Source organism: Xanthomonas sp. WHRI 6106 (assembly GCF_040202405.1).
GTDB classification, from domain to species: domain Bacteria; phylum Pseudomonadota; class Gammaproteobacteria; order Xanthomonadales; family Xanthomonadaceae; genus Xanthomonas; species Xanthomonas cannabis.
The window spans coordinates 208373-228634 of the sequence record NZ_JBEGFC010000005.1 but is presented as its reverse complement, the minus strand read 5'-3'; the positions used below and the strand labels follow the sequence as shown (position 1 = coordinate 228634).

Below are 20262 nucleotides of genomic sequence, written 5' to 3'. Positions count from 1 at the left end.
CGGATGCTCTATCTCGCCTCCCGCTCGCCGCGCCGACAAGAACTCCTGCAACGCCTGGAGGTGCCGTTCCAGACACTGGAGCTGGACGTGCCCGAGCTGCGCGCGCCGGACGAATCGCCCGAACACTACGTGCAGCGCGTCGCGCTGGACAAGGCGCGCGCCGGGCTTGCGCAGGTGCGCGCGCGCGACCCCGACGCCATCGTGCTGGGCTCCGACACCGAGGTGGTGTTGGGCGATCGGGTATTCGGCAAGCCGGTCGATGGCGACGATGCGATCGCGATGCTGCGCGTTCTGTCCGGGCGCACCCACCAGGTACTCACGGCGGTGGCTCTAGTCTGCACGCAGCGGACGCCGGCGCAGGCCTTGGTGGTGTCGGAGGTGACCTTCGACACGCTCGATGACGCGCAGATCGCTGCCTACGTCGCCTGTGGCGAGCCGATGGGCAAGGCCGGCGCGTATGCGATCCAGGGGCGCGCGGAGCGTTTCATTCGCCATCTGTCCGGGAGCTATTCCGGCGTGATGGGATTGCCGCTGTATCACACCTCGCAGTTGCTCACAGCCTTCGGAGCGCATTGATGTCGGAAGAGATCCTGGTCAACGTCACCCCGCGCGAAACCCGCGTGGCGGTGATCGAGAACGGCATGCTGCAGGAGCTGCATATCGAGCGCGGTTGGCGTCGAGGCGTGGTGGGCAACATCTACAAGGGCAAGGTGCAGCGGGTGATGCCGGGCATGCAGGCCGCGTTCGTCGAGGTGGGGCTGGAGCGCGCCGCGTTCCTGCACGCCAACGACGTGGTGCGCCCGGCACCGGCGCCGGCCAGCGTGGTCGATACCGAAGAAACCCCGATCCCGCCGCCGCCGCCCGCTGCGGTGCCGATCGTGGAGCTGCTGCGCGACGGTCAGGACATCGTGGTGCAGGTGGTCAAGGATCCGATCGGCACCAAGGGCGCGCGGCTGACCACGCAGATCAGCATTCCTTCGCGCTATCTGGTGCTGCTGCCGCAGTCCAAGGTCGTCGGGGTGTCGGCACGGATCGAGGACGAGGCCGAGCGGCTGCGCCTGAAGACCATCGTCAGCGAGGTCTCGGCCCAGCACGGCGGGTTCGGCTACATCATCCGCACCAACGCCGAGGGCCAGCCGGCCGAAGCGTTGGCCGAGGACATCGCGTATCTGTCGCGGGTCTGGAATGTGGTCGAGCGGCGCGGTCGCGAAGCGCCGTCGTGCAGCATCATCTATGAAGACCTGAGCCTGCCGCTGCGGGCGGTGCGCGATTTGATCCGGCGCGACGTGGAGAAGGTCAAGGTCGATTCCAACGAGACCTTCGCGCAGCTGCAGGCGTTTGTGGCCAAGTACATGCCGGTGCTGGCCGAGCGGCTGGAGCTGTACACCGGCGACCGGCCGATCTTCGACCTGTACGGGGTCGAGGACGAGATCGGGCGTGCGTTGAACAAGCAGGTGCCGCTCAAGTCCGGCGGCTATCTGGTGATCGACCAGACCGAAGCGATGACCACCATCGACGTCAACACCGGCTCGTTCGTGGGGCAGCGCAATCTGGAAGAAACCGTGTTCCGCACCAACCTGGAGGCGGCGCAGGCAGTGGCGCGGCAGCTGCGGCTGCGCAACCTGGGCGGCATCATCATCATCGACTTCATCGACATGGACGACCCGGAGCACCGCCGCCAGGTGCTGCGCACGCTGGAGAAGGCGCTGGCGCGCGACCATGCCAAGACCACCGTGTACGAGTTCTCGCCGTTGGGCCTGGTGGAGATGACCCGCAAGCGCACCGTGGAAAGCCTGGAGCGTCAGCTGTCGGAAACCTGTGGCCAGTGCGGCGGGCGCGGCACCATCAAGACCGCCGAAACGGTGACCTACGAGATCTTCCGCGAGATCACCCGCGCCGTGCGCCAGTTCGACGCCGCGCGGCTGCTGGTGATTGCCTCATCCAAGGTGGTCGCGCGCATCACCGACGAGGAATCGGCGGCCGTGGCCGAGCTGGAGGAGTTCCTCGGCAAGAGCATCCGCTTCCAGTCCGACGACCAGTACCTGCAGGAGCAGTTCGATGTGGTGTTGCTGTGAATCCGGGATTCGGGAATCGAGATTCGGGATTGGTCAGCGCCCGCTCTTGTGGCGTGGCCTGGTCCGATAATGGCCGTTGAAGGCAGCGTGCGCGGCCTTGCTTTGACCAATCCCCAATCTCCAATGCCCAATCCCCGCCTCTGATGCCCACCCCGCTGCGCCGCCGTCTGCGACTTTTCCGCCGTTATGCGATCACTGCCGTTGCGCTGGCGGTGGTGGCGGTCGCGTTGTTGGTGGGCGCGGCCAGTCAGGCCTTGCCGCTGGCCGAGGAGCATCCGCAGCAGATTGCCGCGTGGCTGAGCCAGCGGGCCGGGCAGCAGATCGCCTTCGATCATCTCGATACCGAGTGGACCCGGCGCGGGCCGTTGCTGCGGCTGGACGGCCTGCGGATCGGCCCGCACGGCGAAGTGCGCGTGGGGCAGGCCGAGATTCTGCTGGCCATGTATGCGGGCCTGCTGCCCGGGCAGTCGCTGACCGAAGTGCGGCTGCGCGGGCTGGCGCTGACCCTGCAGCGCAGTGACGACGGCGTGTGGTCGGTGCAGGGCCTGCCGAGCGCCCGACGCTCCGATCCGCTGGAGGCCCTGCGCCGGCTGGGCGAGATCCAGCTGGCCGAGGCGCGCCTGCGCGTCGCCGCGCCCTCGATCGGCCTGGACGCCACCCTGCCGCGCATCGACCTGCGCCTGCGCGTCAATGGCTCGACCGTCCGGGTCGGCAGCCGGAGCTGGATCGATCTCAAGCGCGCGCCGTTGACCGGCGTGCTGGCGTTCGACCGCGACAGCGGCGATGGCAGCGTCTATGCACAGGCCGACCCGGCCGATCTGGCTGCCTGGACGTCGCTGCTCACCGTTGGTGGCCTGCGGGTGGAAGGCGGTAGCGGACGCGTGCGAGCCTGGGCGCAGTTGCGCGCGCGCCGGATCACCGGCGTCACCGTGGATGCGGACCTCACCCAGCTCGCGCTGTCCGGCGCACCGCTGGCGGAGGAGACCGCGCGCCGCACGCTGCATTGGGAGCGGCTGCAGGCGCGCGCGCGCTGGCAGACCATCGATGGCGGCTGGCGACTGGACGCGCCCCGGTTGCGGCTGGGCCAGGCCGGCACCGTGCAGCAGCTGGACGGGCTGAGCATCGCCGGTGGGCGCCGCTATGCGGTGGCCGTCGGCAAGGCGGATGTCTCCGGCCTGATCGCCGCAGCCGCGCTGAGCGACCGGCTGTCGCCCGCACTACGGCGCTGGCTGACCTTGTCCAAACCGCAACTGCGGGTGGCCGATGTGCAGATCGCCGGCGAGCAGGGCGGGCCGGTGCGCGCGCAGGGGCAGATCGAAGAACTCGGGTTTCTGCCGGTGGGCAATTCCCCCGGCATCAGCGGCCTGCGCGGCCGCGTCGACGGCGATGCGCAGGGCGGCGAGCTGGACACCGCGCCCGACGCCACGGTGCGCTTCGACTGGCCTACCGGCTTTGGCGTGGTCCACGAGATTCAGCTGGCCGGCAAGATCGTCGGCTGGCGCGACGGCGCAGGCTGGCAGGTGGCCACGCCCGCGCTGCGTGTGCAGGCCAGGGAATACGGCGCCAACGTGCGCGGCGGCTTGTGGTTCCAGAACGACGGTAGCCGCCCACGCATGCAGCTGGCCGCGCAGCTGGACGATGTCGCCCTGCCGGTAGCGCGCAAGTTCTGGATCCGCTCCAAGATGAGCAAGGCCGCCATCGACTGGCTGGACATGGCCGTGGCCGGCGGTGTCGTTACCGGCGGCACCGGCCTGGTCAGCGGCGATCTGGACGAGTGGCCGTTCGACAACAACGACGGGCGCTTCGAGGCGTTTGGGCACATCCGCGATGGCGTGATCCGCTTCCAGCCGGACTGGCCGGCGATGGAAAAGGTGCAGGCCGACCTGCGCTTCGTCGCCAACGGATTCTCCTTGCAGGGCAGCGGCGATCTGGCCGGCACCCCGATCAGGCAACTGGAGGCCGGCATCCCCAGCTTCACCACCTCCGAGCTGTACGTGCGCGCCTCCACCCAGGCCGATGCCGCGCAGCTGTTGGGCATGCTGCGCAAGAGCCCGTTGGAGCGCCGCTACGGCGACACCTTGCGCAATCTCACGGTGTCCGGCCCGGCGGCGGTGAGCTTCGATCTGCTGCGGCCGTTACGCACCCACGGGGTGGGCGGTCACCTGCAGGGCACGGTGGCACTGCAGGGTGCCAGGCTGGCCGACGCGCGCTGGAACCTGGCCTTCGACCAGGTCAGTGGCCAGGCCGAGTATCGCGACAGCGGCTTTGCGGCCGAGCAGCTGAGCGTGCAGCACCAGGGCCGCAGCGGCACGCTGGCGCTGCGCGCCGGTGGCTTCGTGCAGGACCCCGGGCAGGCGTTCGAGGCGCGGCTGGGTGCCACCCTGGATGCCAAGGAGTTGTTCGACCGCGCACCGCAGATGGAGTGGCTGCGCCCCTACGTGCATGGCAGCGCGCCATGGCAGGTGGGGGTGGATGTGCCCCTGCCGACGCCCGGCCAGCCGGATGCGCAGGCCATGCTGACGCTGCGGTCCGAGTTGGTGGGCACCACCCTGGACCTGCCCGCGCCGCTGGACAAACCCGCCGCCCGGCCGCTGGATACCCAGGTCAAGGTGGCGCTGCCGGTGGGCGATGGCGATATCGATGTGGCGTTCGGCAAGCTGGTGGCGCTCAAGGCCAGCAGTCACGGCGAGCAGACCGGCGTGCGCGTGGTGATGGGCACCGACACGGTGAGCGAGCGCCCGCCCGCGAACGGGTTGGTGGTGACCGGCCGCACCGCCTCGCTGGATGCGATCGACTGGATCAGCCTGGCGCGCGGCAGCAGCGCTGCAGACATGCCGCCGCTGCCGGGCCAGCCGGCCACACCCAAAAAAGATGCCGTTCCCCTGCAGCAGGTCGACGTGCAGGCAGACAGGTTGCTGATGATCGGCGGCGTGTTTCCGCAGACGCGGCTGCGGTTGCGGCCGACCCGCGATGCAGTGGCGGTGACGCTGGATGGCCCCTCGCTGGCCGGCCAGCTGACCGTGCCCAATGCCGACGGCGGCACCGTGCAGGGCAAGCTCGGCACTGTGCGCTGGCAGCCGGTGACCGAGGCCCCCGAGCCTGCGGCGCCGGAGCCCGGCGACCCGCTGGCCGGTGCCTTGCCAGAGCCGGCGCGACGGGCGGTGGCCGAGTTCGACCCGGTGTCGATCCCGCCGCTGGCGCTGGATATCGATGACCTGCGCGTGGGCAAGATGACCTTCGGCGCGGCCACCCTGCGCAGCAGCCGGCTCACTGATGGCATGCAGGTCGATCAGCTGCAGCTGCGCTCGGAGGACCAGAGCATCGGCCTGACCGGCGCCTGGCGCGGCAAGGGCGAGGCGGCCAGCACGCGGCTGTCGGCGCGGGTGGACAGCCGCAATCTCGGCAATCTGTTGCAGAACCTCACCCTGGGCGGCCAGCTGCGCGGGGGCGAGGGCCAGCTGGAACTCAATGCCGGCTGGCAGGGCTCGCCGACCGGCTTTGCGCTCGGCTCGCTGGACGGCAACCTCAAGGTCGATGTCCGCAATGGCCAGCTGCTGGAAGTGGAGCCGGGCGCCGGGCGCGTGCTGGGCCTGCTCAGCGTGGCGCAGCTGCCGCGCCGGCTGATGTTCGACTTCCGCGATTTCTTCTCCAAGGGGCTGGCCTTCAATACGCTGGACGGCGAGGTGCGCTTTGGCGAAGGCTTCGCGCGTACCGACGCCATCCGCATCGCCGGCCCGGCGGCGGATATCGCCATCCGTGGGCAGACCGACCTGCGCGCGCAGACCTTCGACCAGACCGTGGACGTCAACCCCAAGGCCGGCAATCTGCTGACCGTGGTCGGCGCCGTGGCTGGCGGCCCGGTCGGCGCGGCGGTGGGCGCGGCCGCCAACGCGGTGCTCGGCAAACCGCTGGGTGCGATCGGTGCCAAGACCTACCACGTCACCGGCCCATGGAAGGACCCGCAGGTGGATGTGGTCGAACGCGACGTGCGCGAGCGTGCGCCGGGCAAACCGGCTGCGCCAACGACAACCCCAGGCACCCCCGGTCGGTCGCCACGCTGACGCGCTCGATTGCGTCAGCGTCGGCGAGGATCGGTGCTGATTGTTCCAGGCCCTCAATCCGCGCGTCCATCAAATGCAGTACGCGCCAGCCGGCAAGCCATGCATGCTGACGCATTGCCGCATTTATTCGGCGGGGCTATCGCTGTCGGCGCGGCTGAACATCGGCAGGCGCAGCCGCGAGCGGTGCCCAGGCGCCGGCGGTTGCCCAGGCGCGGGCACGCCCAGAAAGTAGCCGCGTTGCCATTTTTCACGCGCCGCCGCCGATTGCGCATCCGGCAGTGCATCCAGAAAGCGCGTACGGCTGTGGGTCCAGTCGGCATGTTGCTGCGCCAGCTGCGGCGCTTCGGAAAGCGGCTTCCATTGCGGCTGCACCTGCTCGATCAACTGCCGCTGCAGCGGGAACAGATGGCAGAACGGCTCGCCCGCTTCGAAGCGCACCCGCCCGGGCCGGGTGAAGCGCCAGTTCATGGTGAAGGTGTGCGGGCTCCAGTCGGTTTCCACCAGGCCGCTCAACGCGCCGATGCCGTCCTTGGGCCGGTTCAACGGGCCGGTGACGAACAGGTCGATGCCGGTGTCGGTGCGGAACAGGCAGGGCACATGGAAGGTCAGCACGCCATAACCGAAGTGGCTGATCGCCGGCGCGACCGTCTCTGGATCAGCGTTGATGGTGATTGCCGCCAGCGCATCGCCGCCGTCCCACTCGGCGTCAAAACCGGACTGGCACAGCAGCTCCCAGCCGTGCGCATTGGCGATCGCCAGCGGCAGGCAACGGTAGGCGTAGCGCTGGTCGGTGGCATCCATCCACGCGCGCTCATGCGGGGCGGGGCGGATGTCCAGCGTGTGGCCGTCCAGAACGTGGGCGATGAGCTTCATGCGCGGGCGATCGATAACGAGCTGGCGGCGATGATAGCGGCGCCGCATGTTCAGCCGAACGACTTGTCTCCCCGGCGCGCGGGCCCCATCCTGACCGCATGACCGATCACGCACTCACTCTGGCCGAAACCCGGCTGCTGCTTCCTTCCGGCCTGGATGCCGGCCATCTTGACCGCACCTTCGGCGCCCTGCTGGGGCCGGGCATCGACTTCGGCGATCTGTATTTCCAGCATTCTCGGCGCGAGAGCTGGAGCGTGGAGGACGGCATCGTCAAGGACGGCGCGCATTCCATCGAACAGGGCGTGGGCGTGCGCGCCATTGCCGGCGAAAAGACCGGGTTTGCGTATTCCGACGACATCCAGCGCGAGACCTTGCTGGAAGCGGCGCAGTCGGCCCGTGCGATCTCGCGCGACGGCGGTGCGCAGTCCACGCGCGCGCTGGTGCGTGGCAATGGCCGGGCGTTGTACCCGGCCACCGATCCGATCGACGACATGGACAGCGCCACCAAGGTGGAGCTGCTGCGCCGCATCGACCAGTACCTGCGCGCCGCCGACCCGCGCGTCAAGCAGGTGATGGTGAGCCTGTCCGGCGGCGTGGACACGGTGTTGATCGCCCGCAGCGATGGCGTGCTGGCCGCAGACGTGCGCCCGCTGGTACGCCTGAACGTGCAGGTGATCGTCGAGCACAACGGCCGCCGCGAATCCGGTTATTCCGGCGGCGGTGGCCGGTATGGCTACGCCGAGCTGTTTGCCGAGGGCCGCCCGGAAGGGTTTGCGCGCGAAGCGCTGCGCCAGGCGCTGGTCAACCTGGAGGCGATACCGGCGCCGGCCGGCGTGATGCCGGTGGTGCTCGGCCCCGGCTGGCCCGGCGTGCTGTTGCACGAGGCGGTGGGCCACGGGCTGGAAGGCGACTTCAATCGCAAGGGCACCAGCGTCTACGCCGGTCGCATCGGCGAGCGCGTGGCGTCGCCAGGCGTGACCATCGTCGACGACGGCACGCTGGACGGACGCCGCGGCTCGCTCAACATCGACGACGAAGGCACGCCCAGCCAGTGCACCACGCTGATCGAAGACGGCGTGCTGGTGGGCTACATGCAGGACAGCCACAACGCGCGCCTGATGGGCGTGGCGCCCACCGGCAATGGCCGCCGCGAATCGTTCGCGCACCTGACCATGCCGCGCATGACCAATACCTACATGCGCGCCGGCCAGCACGACCCGGAAGAGATGATCCGCTCGGTCAAGAAGGGCATCTATGCGGTGAACTTCGGCGGCGGCCAGGTCGACATCACCAGCGGCAAGTACGTGTTCTCGGCCACCGAGGCCTACCTGATCGAAGACGGCAAGGTCACCGCGCCGGTCAAGGGCGCCACCTTGATCGGCAACGGCCCGGAGACCATGCAGAAGGTACGCATGATCGGCAACGATCTGGCGCTGGACGAAGGCGTGGGCGTGTGTGGCAAGGACGGGCAGAGCGTGCCGGTGGGTGTCGGCCAGCCGTCGCTGTTGATCGACGGCATTACGGTTGGTGGGACGCAGGCCTGAGATGCGGGGATTTGGGATTCGGGATTCGGGATTCGCAACGGCAGGAGCGCAGAGCAGTGCGTCGGGCGTTTGCGGTTTGCCGGTTCAGCAGACGGGAATCGGGAGTCGGGATTTGGGAGTGGCAACGGCCGGGATGGCCATTGCCTCGATTGATGGATCGGGCAGATCCTTATTCGTCGCCTTCCGACGCCCATTCGTCGTCGTCCAATCCCGAATCCCCACTCTCCAATCCCTGCTCTTGAGACAGCTCGCGCAGCACCTGGAACAGTTCGCGGTACGCACGCGGGGGTTTGTTCTTGGCGCGTTCGTGGATCGCGTTGCGCACCAGCTGGCGCAGTTGCTGGCGGTCGGCGGCCGGGTAGGCTTCCAGCAGTTCGGCCAGCGCGACGTCGCCTTCGGCGAGCAGGCGCTCGCGCCAACGCTCGACCCGGTGGATCGCGGCCACCTCGCGGCGCGCGGTGTCGCTGTTGGCGTCCAGCGCATCGCGGATCGCGGCCAGGGTTTCGTCGTCCTCGCGGCGCATGTGCTTGGCCAGAAACGCCAGCTGTCGCTTGTGGGCGATGTGTGAGGTGATGCGCTTGCTTTCTTCGATATGCGGGATCAGCGACTCGGGCACCGGCAGCTTGGCCAGCTGCGCCGGGGTCAGCGCCACCAGCTTTTCGCCCAGGTCGAAGATTTCCAGCGCCTCGCGCCGCTGCTGGCTGCGGCTGGCGCCGCGAAATTCACCGGTCTCTTCATCACGTCCGCGCATTGCCACTACATCCCGAAACTTGGTTAGTTGACTTTCCGGCCACGAACGGCCGGACTCCGGCGGAAGACTCCGCACCCAATTCAGACACTCCGGCCATGGATGGCCGAGCTTTCGCGGACGGATCCGCATCCAAATTCAGACAGTCCGACATGGATGGTCGGGCTTTCGCGGACGGATCCGCATCCAAAGGATAAAGCATTGAACGCACTCTCCTCCGAAACCCGTGTCGCCGACGACAGCCTGCAGCGTTTGGACGCATTGACCAATATCTCGCAGCGCCTGCTCGAGCGCGCCCGTGCAGCCGGCGCCACCCAGGCCGAAGTGAGCTGTAGCGAAGAGCGCGGCCTGGACGTCAACGTGCGCCTGGGCGAGGTGGAAACGGTCGAATCCACCCGCGACCGCGGCATTGCAGTGACCGTCTACTTCGGCAAGCGCAAGGGCAGTGCCAGCACCGCCGACCTGCAGGAGTCCAGCCTGGAAGCCACCGTCGCGCAGGCCTGTGCCATCGCGCGCTACACCGAAGACGACGTGGCCGCCGGCCTGGCCGATCCGGAGCTGATGGCGCGCGAGTTCCCCGATCTCGACAGCTGGCACCCGTGGGCGCTGGACGCCGACACTGCGGTGGATCTGGCCCTGGCCTGCGAAAGCGCCGGACGCGACGCGGACGCGCGCATCAGCAACTCCGACGGCGCCTCGGCCAGCACCGGGCTCAGCCTGTCCGTCTACGCCAACTCGCATGGGTTCATCGGCCGCGAACGCGGCACCCATCATTCGATCAGCTGCGCGTTGATTGCCGGGCAGGGCGACGGCATGCAGCGCGACGGCTGGTACAGCAGTGCCCTGGCGCGCGAGGACCTCGAAGCGCCGGAGGCCATTGGCCGCCACGCTGCCGAGCGCACCCTGGCGCGTCTGCAGCCGCGCTCCCTGCCCACCGGGCAGTTGCCGGTGCTGTTTGCGCCGGAGGTGGCGCGTTCGCTGGTCGGCCATCTGCTCGGTGCGGTGTCCGGTGGCGCGCTGTATCGCCGCGCCAGCTTCCTGCTCGACAGCGTCGGCACCAGGCTGTTCCCGGACTGGTTCAACATCGAAGAGCTGCCGCATCTGCGCCGCGGGCTGCGTTCGGCCGCGTTCGATGGCGAAGGCGTGGCCACGCGGCAGTCGGCGCTGATCACCGACGGTGTGCTGCAGCGCTACGTGCTGGGCAGCTATTCGGCCCGCAAGCTGGGTCTGCAGACCACCGCCAACGCCGGCGGCGTGCATAACCTGCAGGTCAGCGCCAACGCCGGCGATCTGGCCTCGCTGATCGGCGGCTTGTCGCGCGGGCTGTTGGTGACCGAGCTGATGGGCAACGGCGTCAACCCGGTGACCGGCGATTACTCGCGCGGCGCCGGCGGCTTCTGGATCGAGAACGGCGCCATCGCCTATCCGGTGGACGGGCTCACCATCGCCGGCAACCTGCGCGAGATGTTCGCCGGTATCGAAGCGGTGGGTAGCGATGTCGACCCGCGCTCGCACGTCAAGATCGGCTCGGTGCTGATCAACCGTATGACCGTGGCGGGCGATAGCTGAGCTAGGCGTTCCTCCGTTGGATCACTGCGCCGCCTGCGCTCGGGCGCAGTGACGCCTGAATCATGCAGGCGCCTGTCTCGCAAGTGGTGGGTGGGGACGTCGGGTTCGGGTGGTGCGCGCTGCACGGACCGGACCTGGCTGCCGTGAGAGACCATGTCTTCCCGCACTGGTGGCTGGCTGAATCGTTGTTATAGTCCGCCGCACCACAATCATGTTCGGGGAAACATATGAGCGAATTCGACACCCACACCGCACCGCCACCGCCGCCGATCGGCACCAGCACGCCGTCCGAAGAACGCACCCTGGCGCTGGCTGCGCATCTGCTCGGCATCCTGACGTCCTTCATCGGTGCGTTGGTGATCTGGCTGATCAGCAAGGACGCCAGCCCGTCCAAGCCGTTCGCCACCGACCAGGCCAAGGAAGCGCTGAATTTCCAGATCACCGTGATCATTGCCTATGTCCTGGCGGTGATCCTGACCATCGTCTCGTTCGGCATCCTGTTTTTCGTGCCGACGCTGGTCTGGGTGGCCAACCTGGTGTTCTGCATCCTGGCCGCGGTCAAGGCCAATAACGGCGAGCATTACCGTTACCCGTTCGCGCTGCGCCTGATCAAGTAATCGGCGCGGTGCGAACAGCAAAGGCCCGGCATCGCTGCCGGGCCTTTGTCGTTTCAGACGGTGACGCGATCAGTTCTGCGCCGGGGTGTTCTCGGCAAAGTACTCGTGGCTGTCGGCATTGGTGATGGCCTGGGCAGGATTACTCTGGGCCAGGCTGCGCGCGCCAGACTGGCCATAAACGCGGTCCTGGGTACCGGCCACCACGGTGAAGTGGCTGGTCTCGTGCACCAGCGTGCCCGCCTTGGAGTCGGTGCCGGTGGTAGACGCGCTCCAGAACGCGTTGCAGACATGGATCTCGTACGGCTGGTTCGGATAGACGTAGGCGAAGGCGTCCGCCAGATCCGCTTCGCAGCTGCAGTTGATCGTCAGCTGGCCGTTGTTCTGGTCCAGCGCGTTGTCGATGTTGACGAAGTTGGAGCTGACCCGGCTGTAGCGCGAGGCGTTATAGGCGCCGAACCAGGTGGTGTAACGCGCGCCAGTGCTGCCCGCATTGAGGTAGTTGCGCGAGTTTTGCGAGTAGTTGCGCGCGGCAGTGACGGCACTGGCGGCCTGGTTGGTGCGGGTGGTGCTGCAGTTGAGGTAGTTGATGCCGTTGACCACGGCGGTCGGGCCGACTGCGAGCTGGCGCTGCACGCCGCGGCGTGCGCCGTCCAGCCACACGGTCAGCGGGGTGCTGGTGGCCACCGCGGGCAGGCCGTTGGCGGCTTTCATCAGGCTGCCGTCGGACAGCGAGGCGTACTGCAGGGTGGAGCGCACCTGGATGGTGTAGTTGCCGCTGGTGGACAGGTCGTAGGCGCCGGCCAGATCGACCTCACCTTTCACGCTCTGGCCCGGCTGCAGGATGGTGAAGTCGGCCGCCTTGGGCAGGCCGCGCTTGACCAGGCGCCCGGTGTAGTCCACCGGCGTACCATCGCGGCGCACTTCCAGAATGCCGTTGTCCAGCGACTTCAGCGGCAGCTGATAGGTCGGCACGCGTGCGATCTGGCTGCCGTTGTTGGTGACGGTGACGGCGATCTTGCCTTGATGACGGCCAGCCTGATCGGCCACTGGCGACAGTTCGATGGTCAACGGAACCGGGCCGCGCACGGACTGCGCCTGCGCCGAACCGAGCACACCGACAACGGCGAGCGTGCCTGCTGCAAACGATGCGAGAAAAACATTTTTCACCAGTGACTCTCCTTGGTCGGGGGATGCCTGCGAGTGCGGGCCCGCCAAACCTAGGTAGCGCGAGCGGGCGCGACAAGTCATTCAATTAGCGATATTTCTGATGACAGACGATCCAGAAGTCAAAGTAGATTGCTGCTGATGTCGATTATTCAGGAATAAAGCGTGATGTCCGTCGTCTCTTGAGGCTGGGCGTGTGTCAGCGGCTGACACAAACCTCGGTGATAAAAGTTTCATTTTGTGACCTTCTTCTCCGGTCGCTTGATCGCCCTCACGGCTGCAACCGTGCGCTGGCGCACGGAGTGCGCAGATTGGGTCGCCTTCGTCAGTGCGAGCCGATCAGCCCGGCTGCCAGCGGGATGCCGGAAGTCGGCGACATGCGTGGCGGGCCGCCTGCTTCGGCGCCGTGTTGGAATGCACCCAAGCGTCACTGCGATGCTCGACGGCAACCGCGAGCAGGTCGGCCGGCCATGTCGCAGCCACCGGCGTCGGGTCGTGCCGATGCACCGGGCAGCCCCTGCGTGCGTTGACCCGCTTGTATGCGCCAGCGCTGGCTCGTGGCGCCGGCGCAGCGGTGCTCTGCGTCTGTCGGTAACGCAGTGAACGAGCAGCGCTTCGGCGCACCGTCTCTCCCGGCCGAGCACAACTGTCCAATGTGAGGAGTGTGGTCGGGCACCACCGTCGCCTGGCTGACGACAGTGGCCGTGGCGAGGTGCTTCAGTGCGCGCGGTCTACCGCGAACCGACCCAGGCTGGCCAGGGTGTCGCCCGGCTGGCCATAGGGCTGCAGGATGTCGTGCATGCGCGTCGCCAGCTCCGCCAATTTGGACTTGGCGCCGTCCATGCCAAGCAAGGCAGGGTAGGTGGACTTGGACTGTGCGGCGTCCTTGCCGGCGGTCTTGCCCAGCTGCGCCGAGCTCGATTCCACATCCAGGATGTCGTCGCGGACCTGGAAGGCCAGGCCCAGTGCGTCGGCAAAGTCGTCCACGCGCTGCTGGTCGGCCGCGCCGGCATTGCCGGCCAGCGCGCCCATGCGCACCGCCGCGCGGATCAGGGCACCGGTCTTGAGCGCATGCATGCGCTGCAAGGCGTGCAGCGATTGCAGCTGGCCGGTGGCATCGATATCCAGTGCCTGGCCCCCGCACATGCCGGCAGCACCGGCAGCAGTGGACAGGCTCTGCAGCCAGCCCACACGCAGCTCGGCACTGACAGGTGCGGCGGCCAGCAGCTCGAAGGCGCGGGTCTGCAATGCATCGCCGGCCAGGATGGCGGTTGCTTCGTCGAAGGCGATATGCACGGTGGGCTGGCCGCGGCGCAACGCGTCGTCGTCCATCGCCGGCAGGTCGTCGTGCACCAGCGAGTAGGCGTGGATCAGCTCCACGGCCACCGCCGGTGTGTCCAGCAGGTCTTCCTCGGCGCCGAACAATGCGCCGCTGGCATACACCAGCAGCGGGCGCATGCGTTTGCCGCCGCCGAGCACGGCGTGCCGCATCGCGGCGTGCAGCCGCTGCGGCGCCAGTGCGGCATCCGGCAGGCCGGCTTCGAGGCTGCGTTCGGTACGGGCGACCCAGTGTTCGAACAGCGCGGAACTCACCTCAGCCGCCGTCCAGCGACGGCGGCTCGAACGCTTCGGCAAGCTCGGGGCGGGCGGGGTCGGTCAGCAATCGCACGCGCAGTTCGGCCTGTTCCAGCGCCTGCTGGCAATCGCGGTACAAGCCGATGCCACGTTCGTAGGCGGTGAGCGATTGCTCCAGGCTCAGGTCGCCGACTTCCATTTTCTGCACCAGTTGCTCGAGTTCTTCCAGCGACTGTTCGAAGCGGGCAACCGGGGATGTTTCGTTCAAGGACTTCTTGGCCATCGCTAAAGTGTGCGGCGCGCGCGCAGGCGGGTCAATTCGCCGTGGTGTCCGCGCGCCAGACCAGACGCGCTGCATTGGCCTGCAACCAGTGGCTCAACGTGGCCGAGACGATGCAATCGCCCGCGGCCAGGACCTGGTCGCCAGCCCACAGGATCGGCAGGCGATCGCGCTCCCACGGCGGCAGATCCGAGGCCTGCAGCAGATGCTTGAGCCGATGCGAATGCGCGCGCTGCGGCAGCACGATGCGCTCGCCACCGTGTCGGCCACGCACCAGCAGCGGTTGCGCAAAGCGCAGCCCCTGCGCGCCCAGCAGCTGCAGCTGCGCGCCATCGGGCAGGCAGAGCGGCTGCGCGCCGTCCCATGGCGCAGACCAGTGCGCCGGCCATGGGACGGACGGGCGGCGCAGGTAGAGACGGTGCCGCCAACGGCGCACTTCGACCTGCTGCCACGCAAAACAGGCCTGCCGGTCGGCGGCGTGGTGCTCGATCTCCTGCTCCAGGACTGCCACGCCGTGGGCGGGCAGCGGTGGCGCGCCGGCTGCGCTTGCCCATGCGCGCAGCAACCGCGGCCGGCGTGCCGCGGGCTGTGCGCGCAGCAGCTGCAGGTCCAGGGCGCCCGTGGCCGTCTGCATATCAGGCAGCAGTCTCAGGTCCTCGTGCAGCAGCAGCTCACCGGCGTCGGCACTCAGCTGCGCGCTGCGCGCCAGTGCGTCGGCCGCCTGCGGCCAGCGTTGCTGCAGCAACGGCAGCACACGGGTCCGCAGGAAATTGCGGTCGTAGCGCGCATCGGCATTGCTCGGGTCTTCGATCCAGTGCAACCGGTGCACCTGTGCATACGCCTGCAGGTCGGCGCGTGCCCGCGTCAGCAACGGGCGCCACGCCATGCCGTCGGCGAAGCGCCGCTGCGCGCGCATGGCACCCAAGCCATCCGGGCCGGAGGCGCGCAGTGCGCGCAGCAGGAAGGTCTCGGCCTGGTCGTCGCGGTGGTGGGCCAGTGCCAACCATTCGCCGGGCGCAAGGCTTTCGGCAAAGGCGGCATGGCGGGCCTGGCGCGCGGCCGCCTCCAGGCCCAGCCCGCTGTCGCGCGCGACCTGCACCTGCACGATGCGCAGCGGCACCTGCAGCGCCGCGCAGGTGTGCTGGCAATGCAGCGCCCAGGCATCGGCGTCGGCATGCAGGCCGTGGTGCACGTGCAGCGCCCGCAGGCCGCGCGCACGGTAGGCCGGAATCGCAGCCAGCGCGTGCAGCAAGACCGCCGAATCCATGCCGCCGCTGTAGGCGATCACCACCGGGCCGGGGGGAGTGGCGGGCAGCAATGTGGTGGCGTCGGTCACCGGGTGCTCACCGAAGGCCGAACGCCGCGTCGCACGCGAGCTGCCGGTGTCTGCGAAGCAGCGGTGTGCCAGGCGGGTGTGGATCGCACCGCCTGGCCCGCGCACATGGCGGTGCCATGGCCATCGCGGTCTGCCGCGCATCGGCAAGCACAAGCCGATGCAGCCAGTCGCCCAGGCCGCTGCGCGTCATGCCCACCGCCGTCCGTTGATGCGTCAGACACGCCGGCAAGGTGAGGCTGGTCGCCGGCCCACCGGCCGTCATCGCGCCGCAAGCCGCCCATCAACGCGTGGCCGCCGCCTCGAACGTGGCCGGCTTGGGCAGCTCCACCGGCACGCCGGCGCTGTTGCAGGTACCGGCCTTGCACAGGCGCGCGCGCAGGCGCGGGGTGGCCTGCACGATGACGTGGTAGATCACGTTCTCCTCCAGGGTGCCGCGGAAAGCCGCGCTGCCCGGGCCGGTAGCCCAGATGCCGACGTCTTCGCCGCCATGGCTTTCGGACTTGGTCGGCACCAGCGACTCCTGCATGTAGCTGGGCGCCTCGGTGTCGACGTGGGTCAGGTCCGGGCGGCCGGCGGCCGGCTCGCTGTTGCTGGGTTCGTGCGGGTACTTCTTGGGGCCGGCCGGCTGCGCGTTGCTGGCGCCGGTATAGCCCGGGCCGTTGGCATAGCTGAGCGTGGTGTAGGGCTGGCCGGCCAGGTCGGTGGCCAGCTGGGTGCGGTCGCCTTCTTCGCCGCCGGTGCCGCGCACCTTGCCCAGAATCGGATTGCCGCGCACCGGGTAGCCGACGAAGTTGAGCGTGTGCGAATGGTCGGCGGTGACGATGATCAGCGTGTCCGGCGGCGCGGTCTGCACGGCAGCGCGCACCGCATCGGACAGCGACACGGTTTCATCAAGCGCGCGGTAGGCATTGCCGGCGTGATTGGCGTGATCGATCCGGCCGCCTTCGACCATCAGCACGAACCCGTTCGGGTCACGCGACAGCGACTGGATCGCGGTGCGTGTCATCTCGGTCAGGCTGGGCTCGCCCTGCGGGGTGCGGTTGCGGTCGTGGTCGAACTGCATGTGGTCCGGTTCGAACAGCCCCAGCAGCGCCGGCGCGCCGGTTGCCGCTTTCAATTGCTGCTCATTCCAAACATACGCGCCCTGCGGATGCGCCTGCTTCCATTCGGCCACCAGATCGCGGCCGTCCAGGCGCAGGCCCACCTTGTCGTCGTATTCGGGGTCGCGCTCCTGCACGGTCTGGAACTGGCTGCGTCCTCCGCCCAGCACCACCTGCGGGCCACGTCCGTAGCGGGCGGTGGACAAAAGCTGCTGGGCGATGTCCTGGCAGCCGGCGGTGCGCGCGGACTCGGGAAGATCGGTGTCGTTTTCCCAGTTGCGGTCCGGCGAATGCGCATACGTTGCCGCAGGCGTTGCATGGGTCAGCCGCGTGGTGGTGACGATGCCGGTGGCCATGCCGGCGCTGTCGGCCAGTTGCAGCCAGCTCAGCAGGCCCTTGTTCAAGCTGTCGGCGCAGTCGCTGCGATTGCCGCTGCTGACCCCGATCGCGCCCATGTGCGACTTCACACCGGTGGTGATGGAAGTCATGGTGCCGGCTGAATCCGGCGTCTGCGAATCGGTGTTGTAGGTCTTGCTGAAGGCGGTGGCCGGGAACTGCTCCCACGACAGCAGGTTCTCCTCGCCGGGCCCGCCCTTGCGTTGGCCATCGAGGATGCGTGCAGCCGCCACGGTGGTCAGGCTCATGCCATCGCCCAGGAACAGGATCACGTTGCGCGCCTTGCCGGCCATGGCGCCGTTGCCGGCGGCGCGCGCCGCACCGGAGCGATACCACCATTGCGGGGTCTCGCCGGCCGGATGGGTCACGGGTGGCACATCCACGTTGACGGCAGCGGGTGCAGAGGCGCTGCGTCCGGCAGTGGAGGCGCAGGCGGCAACGCAGAGCGTGGTGAGGGCGGCGAGGGCAGGCAGGCGGTAACGCATCGGGGTCGAACTCGTGGCTGAATCAGCGCCCATTATGCCGGCCCGCGTCCGTCGCACAGATGACACGCCGCTGTTCCAGTCGTGGCCTCGCGGGCAGGCCGGGCCTGCGATAAGGTGCATGCACTCTCCCCCGGATGATTCGACGACATGAGACTGGTTGCGGGCTGGTTGCGCATTCCGTTCTGGCAGCGCGTGGTGGCCGGCTTCGTCCTGGGCGCGCTGGCTGGCTGGGCCATGGGGCCGGCGGCCGACGTGTGGTTCGGTCCACTGGGCGATCTGTACGTCACCCTGATCAAGATGATCGCCGTGCCGCTGGTGTTCTTCGCGGTGATCAATGCGATCTCCTCGCTGCACGGGCAGAAATCGGTGGCTGCACTGGGCGGGCGCACCTTCCTGTGGTTCGTGATCACCGCGGCCTTGGCCGTCGGCGTGGGGCTGGCGGTGGGCACGCTGCTGCAGCCGGGCGCCGGCCACTTCAATCTGAGCGTGGACTCCACCTGGAAGCCGCGCGATGTGCCCAGCCCGATCAAGGTGCTGCTGGACGTGGTGCCGTCCAATCCGTTCTACGCACTCACCGGCATCGGCACCAAGACCAATGCCGCTGGCGAAACCGTGCTGGTGGCCGGGCGCGGCTCGATCCTGCCGGTGATCTTCTTTGCCGGGCTGCTGGGCTTTGCGATGGTCAAGCTCGGCGAACGGGTGGCCGAGGCGCGCAAGCTGACCGGGCAACTGAGCGACATCATGATCCAGGTCACCCGCTTCGTGCTGGAGATGACCCCGCTCGGCACCTTCGGCCTGATCGCCAGCCTGGTCGGCAGCTACGGATTCGCCAAGCTGTTGCCGTTCGGCAGTTTCGTGCTGGCGCTGTATGTGGCCTGCGCGATCCATATCCTGGTGGTCTACAGCGGCCTGTTGCTGGTGCATGGGCTCAACCCGTGGAAGTTCTTCCGCGGCGCTGCGCCGGGCATGCAGGTGGCCTTCGTCAGTTCGTCGAGCTTTGCCGCCATGCCGGTGGCGATGCGCTCGATCACCCATAACCTGGGCGTGAGCAAGGACTACGCCGCGTTTGCGGTGCCGTTGGGCGCCAGCATCAAGATGGATGGTTGCGGCGCGATCTTCCCGGCGCTGTGCGCGGTGTTCATCGCGCAATACACCGGCGTACCGCTGACCGCCAACCAGTACTTCGTGGTGCTGATCGCCTCGGTGTTGGGCAGCTTCGGCACCGCCGGCGTGCCGGGCACGGCAGTGATCATGGCCACGGTGGTGCTGAGCGCGGCCAACCTGCCATTGGAAGTGATCGGCTACCTGTACGCCATCGACCGCATCCTGGACATGATGCGCACCATGACCAACGTGACCGGGCAGATGCTGGTGCCGGTGCTGGTGGCCAAGGAAACCGGCCTGCTCGACAAGACCATCTACGAGTCCGCCTCCACCAATGTGGGGCTGGAAGATCCGCCGGCGGACAGCGCCAAGCCGCTTCGCTGAGCGCCCTCGATGACGGCAGGATTTCCCGTGCTGCGCGAGCGCCTGGCGCAAGTGACCGAGCTGGAGATGGTCGACGGTGTGTTCGTGCAGCGCAGCCTGGCGCCGGATCCGTTCGAGGACCGCTACCTGCAGGTGCGGCGCAAGGAAGGGCGCCTGTATACCGATGCGCAGGTCCGCAGCCTGCCGCGCCCCGGCGGCAAGCTCGGCGCCAGCCTGGAATGGCAGGTGCGCGCGCTGTCCAGTGACTTGCTGGTGCAACACCTGCGCGCGCGCGTAGGCGAAGGCGCCATTCTTGAACTGGGCTGCGGTAATGGTTGGCTGTCGCAACGGCTCGCCCAGTCGCTGCAACGCGACGTGTGCGGCATCGACGTCAATCGCACCGAACTTGCGCAGGCCGCACGCGTGTTCGGTCACGACCAACGCCTGAGTTTCGTTGCCGCCGATATCCACACCCTGGCACTGCCGCAGGATGTGTTCGACGTCATCGTGGTGCCGGCGTGCATCCAGTATTTCGCCGACCCTGGCGCGCTGCTGGTGCGCCTGCTGGCGCAGCTGCGCGATGGCGGCGAGCTGCACATCCTCGACAGCCCCTTGTACGCAAGTTCGCAACGCGCCAACGACAGCGCCGCGCGCAGCATACGGTATTTCACCGGGTTGGGCGTGCCTGCATTGGCCGAGCAATATCACCAGCACACCTACGCCACCTTTGACCGATTTGCAGTGGAATGGCGGTTCGATCCGCGCCGGCTGGGTGCGCGGGTGCGGCGCCTGCTGGGGCTGCAACAGCCGCATTTCCCGTGGCTCTGCCTTCGCAAGCAGGACAACGTCGCGGCGGCGCGCGCGACGGCCTAGCGTTGCCTGCAAGCCGCATTGGACGAGGCTGCGATATGGCGGCCGGTGCGCAGGCCCGTCGCTTGCGGACGTCGAGAGCCAGGTGGGTGCCGCGTCGAC

At 68.2% G+C, this 20262-nt stretch carries 15 protein-coding genes; 8 read left to right on the top strand and 7 right to left on the bottom strand.

The genetic code is table 11. The features are described 5' to 3' along the window. The first annotated feature begins 3 nt into the window (after positions 1-3). The 3 genes from ABQZ09_RS10045 (at position 4) to ABQZ09_RS10035 (ending at position 6136) form a co-directional block, all read left to right on the top strand. Complete coding sequence (locus ABQZ09_RS10045; protein WP_349776796.1) at positions 4-576, top strand: Maf-like protein; 573 nt, start codon at positions 4-6, stop codon at positions 574-576. Next, positions 576-2075, top strand: coding sequence for a ribonuclease G (gene rng, locus ABQZ09_RS10040; protein ID WP_047695708.1), 1500 nt, complete (start codon positions 576-578; stop codon positions 2073-2075). Before ABQZ09_RS10045 ends, rng begins: the two co-directional genes overlap by 1 nt. 143 nt (positions 2076-2218) lie before the next feature. Continuing rightward, entirely contained in the window at positions 2219-6136 is a 3918-nt protein-coding gene (locus ABQZ09_RS10035) for a YhdP family protein (RefSeq protein WP_349776795.1), read from the top strand. 123 nt (positions 6137-6259) lie between these two features. Here the strand turns inward: ABQZ09_RS10035 and ABQZ09_RS10030 are convergent, their stop codons facing one another. Next, positions 6260-7009, bottom strand: coding sequence for a DUF6065 family protein (locus ABQZ09_RS10030; protein ID WP_039411750.1), 750 nt, complete (start codon positions 7007-7009; stop codon positions 6260-6262). A 98-nt stretch (positions 7010-7107) separates the two neighbouring features. Here ABQZ09_RS10030 and tldD point away from each other — a divergent pair, with 98 nt between their 5' ends. Then, positions 7108-8553: a metalloprotease TldD gene (tldD, locus tag ABQZ09_RS10025; protein ID WP_349776794.1), complete on the top strand. Its 1446-nt coding sequence runs from the start codon at positions 7108-7110 to the stop codon at positions 8551-8553. 169 nt (positions 8554-8722) lie between these two features. Here the strand turns inward: tldD and yjgA are convergent, their stop codons facing one another. Then, positions 8723-9304 carry a ribosome biogenesis factor YjgA gene (gene yjgA, locus ABQZ09_RS10020; RefSeq protein WP_349776793.1) on the bottom strand — a complete coding sequence of 194 codons (582 nt, stop codon included), beginning with the start codon at positions 9302-9304 and terminating at the stop codon, positions 8723-8725. Between the two features lie 198 nt (positions 9305-9502). On the opposite strand from yjgA, the gene pmbA reads away from it, so the two are divergent. Together pmbA and ABQZ09_RS10010 are read left to right on the top strand one after the other, a co-directional pair. Beyond that, positions 9503-10870, top strand: a complete 1368-nt coding sequence (gene pmbA, locus ABQZ09_RS10015; RefSeq protein ID WP_349776792.1) for a metalloprotease PmbA — start codon at positions 9503-9505, stop codon at positions 10868-10870. 227 nt (positions 10871-11097) lie between these two features. After that, a complete protein-coding gene (locus ABQZ09_RS10010) occupies positions 11098-11487 on the top strand; it encodes a DUF4870 domain-containing protein (protein ID WP_039563956.1) in 390 nt (129 codons plus the stop codon). Between the two features lie 69 nt (positions 11488-11556). On the opposite strand, the gene ABQZ09_RS10005 is transcribed toward ABQZ09_RS10010, so the two are convergent. From ABQZ09_RS10005 to ABQZ09_RS09985, 5 genes are all read right to left on the bottom strand, one after another. After that, positions 11557-12654, bottom strand: a complete 1098-nt coding sequence (locus ABQZ09_RS10005; RefSeq protein WP_349776791.1) for a M35 family metalloendopeptidase — start codon at positions 12652-12654, stop codon at positions 11557-11559. A gap of 714 nt (positions 12655-13368) precedes the next feature. Further along, complete coding sequence (locus ABQZ09_RS10000; RefSeq protein ID WP_349776790.1) at positions 13369-14244, bottom strand: polyprenyl synthetase family protein; 876 nt, start codon at positions 14242-14244, stop codon at positions 13369-13371. A 1-nt stretch (position 14245) separates the two neighbouring features. Continuing rightward, on the bottom strand, positions 14246-14509 hold the full coding sequence (locus ABQZ09_RS09995) for an exodeoxyribonuclease VII small subunit (protein ID WP_039411772.1): 264 nt from the start codon (positions 14507-14509) through the stop codon (positions 14246-14248). Between the two features lie 31 nt (positions 14510-14540). Continuing rightward, positions 14541-15842 carry a tRNA lysidine(34) synthetase TilS gene (tilS, locus tag ABQZ09_RS09990; protein ID WP_349776789.1) on the bottom strand — a complete coding sequence of 434 codons (1302 nt, stop codon included), beginning with the start codon at positions 15840-15842 and terminating at the stop codon, positions 14541-14543. A gap of 280 nt (positions 15843-16122) precedes the next feature. Continuing rightward, a complete protein-coding gene (locus ABQZ09_RS09985) occupies positions 16123-17856 on the bottom strand; it encodes an alkaline phosphatase family protein (protein WP_349776788.1) in 1734 nt (577 codons plus the stop codon). 114 nt (positions 17857-17970) lie between these two features. Between ABQZ09_RS09985 and ABQZ09_RS09980 the strand changes: the two genes are divergently transcribed. Both ABQZ09_RS09980 and ABQZ09_RS09975 read left to right on the top strand, forming a co-directional pair. After that, positions 17971-19311 carry a dicarboxylate/amino acid:cation symporter gene (locus tag ABQZ09_RS09980; RefSeq protein WP_349776787.1) on the top strand — a complete coding sequence of 447 codons (1341 nt, stop codon included), beginning with the start codon at positions 17971-17973 and terminating at the stop codon, positions 19309-19311. A 9-nt stretch (positions 19312-19320) separates the two neighbouring features. Continuing rightward, the gene (locus tag ABQZ09_RS09975) at positions 19321-20163 is read left to right on the top strand and encodes a class I SAM-dependent methyltransferase (protein WP_349776786.1); all 843 of its coding nucleotides are present in this window, start codon (positions 19321-19323) and stop codon (positions 20161-20163) included. Positions 20164-20262 lie beyond the last annotated feature (99 nt).